The sequence below is a fragment of the Arthrobacter sp. Hiyo1 genome, from assembly GCF_001263615.2.
Classification (GTDB): domain Bacteria; phylum Actinomycetota; class Actinomycetes; order Actinomycetales; family Micrococcaceae; genus Arthrobacter.
Genome location: NZ_DF952477.1, coordinates 13,254 through 17,871, shown reverse-complemented (window position 1 = coordinate 17,871; position 4,618 = coordinate 13,254). Strand labels below are relative to the sequence as shown.

Genomic DNA, 4,618 nt, shown 5'->3' with positions numbered 1-4,618 from the left:
GGCGACGATATCCGACCGAAGCCGGCCGCGGGTATCGACCCGCAGCGCGCCATCGACGAGGAGCCGGGTTCCGGCCAACCAATCGGTGTTCGGTTCGTCGCCGACGGCGGTGACCACCAGATCCGCTTCAAGCTCGGTGCCGTCGGCCAAGACAACCCGCGTCCCGGCGTCGGACTCCATTAGACGGGCTTTCCCGCCGACAACCACTCGTAGGCCTTGCCTGATGGCAGAGGAGGTGAACATATGCCCCAGGTAGTCGCCGAGCTGGCGCGCGAGGGGCTTGCCGTCGGAAACGAGCGTGACTTCGCAGCCAAGGTGCAGGCAGCCCGATGCGACCTCCATTCCGAGCGGCCCGCCGCCGATCACGACCACCGAAGGACGCGATGCGAGTCGCTCCCTGAGCAGGATCGCATCCTCGATGGTGCGCAAAGTGAGCTCCCTGGAGGAGCCTTTCCCTTGCGCTCCCTCCCTGAGGCGCCTCGCCCGGGAACCGGAGGCGATCACGAGGCCGTCATACGGCAATTCATCGCCACCGTCCAGATGAACCAGCTGGAGTCGACGTCCAGCCCCGTTACGCTGACGCCGAGCAACTCGCTCGCTCCGTGGCCCGGCTCGGGAAGCTCGTGGGCCTGGAGGGCGTCGGCGTTGCTCCCGTTAACACTGTGCAGCAGCGCCTTCGACAGGGCGGGACGGCTGTACGGTTGGTGGCGCTCGTCGCCAACCACCGTCAAGTCGCCGTCGAAGCCCGCCGCGCGCAGCGAGTCGCATGCTGTGAGTCCGGCGATGCCGTTGCCGACCACCACAATCCTGCGCATGGTCATGCCGCAGCCAATCGGAGCGCTGCGACCGGGCAAACCCTGACCGCCGCCTTCGCGGCGTCAAGCCCGGCACCCTCCACGTCCGGCACATCGATGACCAATTCGCCGTCGTCATCCAAGTGCATCAGCGAGGGCGCGGCCTCCTCGCACAGGCCGTGGCCTTCGCAGCGGGGACGGTCCAGTTCGATCCTCATGCCGCCACTACCTTCTCAACCTGGAGAACCTCGAAGCTCCGCGTAATATTGCTCGGCTCGCGGACCTCATCGGAGAGGGCCAGGGTCTTCACCCTGCGGGCAAGCGCTTCGATGATCGCGTGTGCCTCGAGTTTCGCGAGGCCCTGGCCGGCGCAGCCATGCGGTCCATAACCAAAGGAGAGGTGGTCCACGGGGTTTCGTCTCACGTCGAAGGTGTCGGGGTTCGCGTAGTGGCGCGGGTCCCGGTTGCCCGCGCCGAAGAGGATGCCGACCTGGGCACCTGAGGGTATCGTGACTCCATCGATCTCCACGTCGCGCGTGGCCTTGCGTCCCCAGATGTGGACCGGAGCCCAATAGCGCAGCACTTCGGCGAACGCCGCGGGAACCAATTCCGGGTTCTCCCGGACCAGCTCGAACTGATCGGGGTGGAGGCCGAACAGCGCGACGATGTTGCCGATGGAGGCAATGGTCGTGTCGACGCCGGCTCCAAGATACTGGTGGATGATGTGGCCTGCTGAGCCTTTGGGAATGTCACCGCGGGTCTCGGCGTCGAAGATGCCGCGGCCGATCGAGCCCGGAGCGAGGTCATCCGCGGTGACCGAGGAGCACCAGCCGTACAATTCGCCGGCGATCGGGAAACTCTCCTGGGTGCGCTGGTTCAGCGGGCCGATGACTTGCATCGCGGCCTGGCCCCAGCGCAGCATGTTGTCCTTGACGTGGCCGCTGAAACCAACAAGATCGGCGACGATCTCGATCGGGAAGGCCCGGGCCAGGGCATCGATGGCCTCGAAGCCGCCACTGGTGGCCAGTTCCGCGACGAGCTTGTCCGCCTTTTGGTCGATGACGACTTTGAGGCCGCGAAGGGCCCGGGGGGTAAGGTTCTGGGACAGCGTGGCGCGGAGCTGCGTGTGGATCGGCGGGTCGGAGGCAAGGGAGGTGCCCTGCAGTGCCTGGTTGACCATCGGGTTGAATCCGATGCTGGTGGACGAGAAGGCCTCCGGATCGCCGAGGGCATTGCGGATGGCGTCGTAGCGCGTCAGGACGTACAGCTCGTTCTTCGGAAGGTGGACCACGGAAGCCTGCTCGCGGAGCGCGGCATAGGTGGGGTAGGGGTCGACGAGGATGTCGTCAGCCCAGATGTCGATGTCTGACTCGATAGGTGCAGTCACGGGGTTCTCCTTGTGGATAGTAAGTGGTCGGGTCAGCGCCGGAGGTCTTAGACGGCGGCCTCGGCGCTTGCTTCGGTGGTCTCCGTGATGGCATCGGCGGTAGGCGCTGAGGACCGTGCGGAGATGAAGAGGGTGAGAACGGCGGAGAGGGTCGCCGCGACGCCCGCGCAGAGATAGACGGTCTGGAAACCTCGCCGAGGGACGTTCCGGCGACCCCCTGGATGCGCGGCTTGGCTGCGGCGAGGGCCTTGACCATGCCATCGACCGCCGGGGCCGGAGCACCGCCTCCGGCTGCCTGGCCGGAGAATTGGGCGACGATGCCGTCCCAGCCTGAGAGGAAACCAAGCGGCGGCACGTGCGCCAGTCCGGCCACTGCATCTGCGGGCATTCCGGCCGCCCCGAGGATTCCGGCAAGGGGACCAGCGAAGACTGTGGCTCCAATGCCGAAGGCGATGGCCGAGCCGATCACAGGACCGGGGGCGAAGCCGAGGTCGCGCAGGAGATTCGTCGTGGCGGACGCCATGCCGATTTGTTGGGCCGGGACGGTGTTGATGGCCACTGCGGTAACGGAGCCGACCGTGAGGGCGAAGCCGACACCCAGCACGAGCAGAGGCGGAATGAATGCTGTCCACGGCGTGCCGCCGAAAGTCTCCGGGGTGCCGAGTGCGAACGTGGAGAGCCAGAACCCGGAAACGGCCATGAAAGCGAAGCCGGCCGTCAGTACCCAGCGTGGGGCAACGTGGTGGATGAGCCACCCGACCACCGGGATGAAGGCGAATGCCGGGCCCTGGATGAAGACGAATAGAACTCCGACCTTCCAGGTCTCGGCCAGGGCCAGGCCGCTGACGGCGACGCTCGTGCTGAAGCAGATCGCAAGGAAAGCGAACATCCCGGTGACGGCCACAATCCCGGTGATCGAGTAGGAGCTGTTCTTGAACAGCGAGAGGTGGATCAGCGGCTGAGCGGTGCGCGACTCGATGATGATGAAAGCGATGAGCAGGATTCCGCCGGCGATGTAGCTTGCGATAACCTGCGCGCTGCCGAAGCCGGCGTCGACCGCCGTCACCGTGGCGTAAAGGACGGCAATGAGGCCGACGGCGAGAGTGAGCTGGCCGGGCATGTCCAGTTTGCGCCCCTCGGCGGCTGCGGAATCTTTCGCGCGGACCGCGATGAGAAGAACGACGACGGCAACAGCGGCCGCAATCAAATAGGCCGCGCGCCAGCCACTGAAGGCGTTCGAGGCGCCTGGTCCACCGCCGGGCACGGTGAAGAACTGCGCAGTGAACCCGGCAAGCACCGGGGAAATCACCGCGCCCAGTGACAGGAACCCTGCCCAGGTGGCGATGACCTTCGCCCGGGCGCGGTGGTCGGGGGTGATCGCCGCGATCATGGAAAGCGAAATGGGAAAGAGTATGCCCGCCCCTATGCCGCCGATGGCCTGCGCGACGATCATCACGCCGGTGGAGGGCGCCATCGCGGCCATGACCGAGCCGATGACGCTGACGGCAGCGCCGACATAGAGCAGCTTCCTGCGCCCGAACATATCGCCCAGCAGTCCCCAGCTGAGCTCGAACACCACAATGCCCATCAGGAACATGCCCGCGATCCAGGTCAGGCCAGCGCCCGAGGTGTGGAATTCCACGGCAAAGGTGCCGCTGAGGGCCCCTGGCAACGCGTTGGTGATCTGCGCGAGGGTGACAGCGCTGTAGGCGGCCACGAAAGTGGCCCGTACAGAGCCGCGGCTCGCTACCGAAATGGTTTGACTCATCGATGAAACTCCCTTGTTTCTGTTCGATCTGGTTCATGGGGACTGTATGAGACAGTGTGGAGTTAATTCTTACAGCATGTCAAGGAAAATTCTCTTGTATAAATTTCTTGACAGTATGTAAAGGAAAGTGTGATGCTGGCTGCATCGCAACGGAGCGACGGCGCGGTCACACTGCGCGGCGTCCCTGCATCCAACATCCGATCTTCAAGGGAGAAGACCCCCGTGAGTCACACCACCCCCACCGGCACCGCCGACGTGATTGATGCCCCCGCCGGGCAAACCGTCAACACGGTCCTGGGCCCCGTACCTGCTTCTGAACTGGGCGTCGTTGCGGTCCATGAAGCGTTGTTGTCGGTGCTCCCGGGCGCCCAGTACGCTCCCGACATCTCGATGGACCGGGCGGAGATCTTCGAGGCCCTGGCTGCGAAACTCACGGAGTTCCGTGGGTTCGGCGGGCAAACGATCGTCGACAGCACCGGCATGTTCCACGGCCGCGACCTCAAACTCTACGAGGCACTCTCCCGCTCCACCGGCGTCCACATCGTGGCCTCCACGGGCTTGGGCCCGGAGGAAGAACTCGGCGGGTACTTCCTGACGCCACAGACCAACCCGCCCACCCGTGGCCGGCCGAAAAGTTCGCCGATCTCTTCGGGAGGGAGGTCAGCGAGG

General features: G+C 65.3%; 3 protein-coding genes and 2 pseudogenes. 1 reads left to right on the top strand and 4 read right to left on the bottom strand.

The window, feature by feature from the left end; translation table 11 throughout:
* The 4 genes and pseudogenes from AHiyo1_RS21525 to AHiyo1_RS21510 form a co-directional block, all read right to left on the bottom strand.
* Positions 1–815: pseudogene (locus AHiyo1_RS21525) on the bottom strand (NAD(P)/FAD-dependent oxidoreductase); the annotation flags it as partial.
* Positions 816–817: 2 nt separating this feature from the next.
* Entirely contained in the window at positions 818–1,012 is a 195-nt protein-coding gene (locus tag AHiyo1_RS21520; protein WP_059389941.1) for a ferredoxin, read from the bottom strand.
* The gene (locus AHiyo1_RS21515) at positions 1,009–2,181 is read right to left on the bottom strand and encodes a cytochrome P450 (protein ID WP_059389940.1); all 1,173 of its coding nucleotides are present in this window, start codon (positions 2,179–2,181) and stop codon (positions 1,009–1,011) included. The genes AHiyo1_RS21520 and AHiyo1_RS21515 overlap by 4 nt, the downstream gene beginning before the upstream one ends.
* Positions 2,141–3,949, bottom strand: coding sequence for an MFS transporter (locus AHiyo1_RS21510; RefSeq protein WP_253257546.1), 1,809 nt, complete (start codon positions 3,947–3,949; stop codon positions 2,141–2,143). Before AHiyo1_RS21510 ends, AHiyo1_RS21515 begins: the two co-directional genes overlap by 41 nt.
* Positions 3,950–4,171: 222 nt before the next feature.
* Between AHiyo1_RS21510 and AHiyo1_RS27565 the strand changes: the two are divergent.
* Positions 4,172–4,618, top strand: a pseudogene (locus tag AHiyo1_RS27565) (hypothetical protein); the annotation flags it as partial.

Bases quoted from the DNA above. Each gene is read 5' to 3' on its own strand.
- AHiyo1_RS21520 (WP_059389941.1), bottom strand. From the start codon at position 1,012: ATGAGGATCGAACTGGACCGTCCCCGCTGCGAAGGCCACGGCCTGTGC.
- AHiyo1_RS21510 (WP_253257546.1), bottom strand. From the start codon at position 3,949: ATGAGTCAAACCATTTCGGTAGCGAGCCGCGGCTCTGTACGGGCCACT.